Here is a 1,047-nt window from a genome sequence, read left to right on the forward strand (position 1 = left end):
GTTAAATTTAGCAGTTATATTGACATTAATAACACAGTTATTAATGCCAAATAATGCTATGTCTAGCGAAATGTCCGAATCAAGTATGCAAACTAGCTCTATGTCACATTCAGTTATGATGGACAATGATTGTGATGATACCGATAACTGTTGTCCCGAAGATTCAAGCCACTGTATTAGCCATTGCCATGCAGTCGCTAATGCATTTGTTTTGTTATCAGATTCAAATTTAGTTAATGATCTATTCACAAGTTCTAAAGTTAACTCGACTTTATGGATATCAACTCCGGCTTCGCTTGGAAGTCAAAATCCCCCTCCAATTGCTTAATTCTTTATTTTAATTAACCACCTATATTAATTTATAAAGATTTTCGTTGCTCGTTTACTTATGAGCATCATAAAGCATCTGGAGTTTCTCATGAAAAAATTTATCGCAATTACACTTTTATCTGCTGTTAGTTCTATGTCTATGGCCGCCACTATTTCATTGCCGGACTATTTAGTATTTACATCCATTGATGGGCAGCCAACTGAACGGTCGAGCACAATTGATATCAAACAAGGACAGCATTTAGTCGAATTACGTTTTTTTGAAGTATTCACTGCGGGAGCAGATGATACTAACTTTGTTAAGTCAGACTCATTATATTGGAGTTTAAATTTAACAAATGATGAAGATATTCAGGTTAGTACAAAGGATATTTTATCTGCGAAAAATGCAAAAAGCTTCATTTCATCTCCAGTCATAACTCTTAATAGTGCAAGTATGAGTAATGAAACTGTCACCTTAGTAAATCACGAAGAATTGATGGCTATTATCATGAAGCAACATAGAAAAATGATGAGTCATTAGCACCACTGTGAGGGTGCTATTAATCTGCACCCTCAATTTATAAATAGACTACTAAAAAGTGGACGAGTCATCGAACCGCAAATTGGTGTCTGAAAATAAATTTAGTGTTTTCAGAGGTTTTATGAAGGTTAATCAATTAGCTAAAAAACTCAATGTAACCAGTGACACTGTTAGATTTTATACTCGTATAGGTC

The 1,047-nt window shown here is 34.2% G+C and carries 2 protein-coding genes; both read left to right on the forward strand.

Annotated elements, in window-relative coordinates:
* On the forward strand, positions 1 to 328 hold a 328-nt coding region (locus tag CXF78_RS21610; RefSeq protein ID WP_102035779.1), incomplete at its 5' end, for a hypothetical protein.
* A gap of 90 nt (positions 329 to 418) precedes the next feature.
* Positions 419 to 853, forward strand: coding sequence for a DUF2057 family protein (locus CXF78_RS01640; protein ID WP_102035780.1), 435 nt, complete (start codon positions 419 to 421; stop codon positions 851 to 853).
* Positions 854 to 1,047 lie beyond the last annotated feature (194 nt).

Source organism: Shewanella sp. 11B5, assembly GCF_002836795.1.
GTDB lineage: Bacteria > Pseudomonadota > Gammaproteobacteria > Enterobacterales > Shewanellaceae > Shewanella > Shewanella frigidimarina.

What these genes read in the sequence shown, in the direction of transcription:
- CXF78_RS01640 (WP_102035780.1), top strand. Translation starts at nt 419, where the DNA reads ATGAAAAAATTTATCGCAATTACACTTTTATCTGCTGTTAGTTCTATG.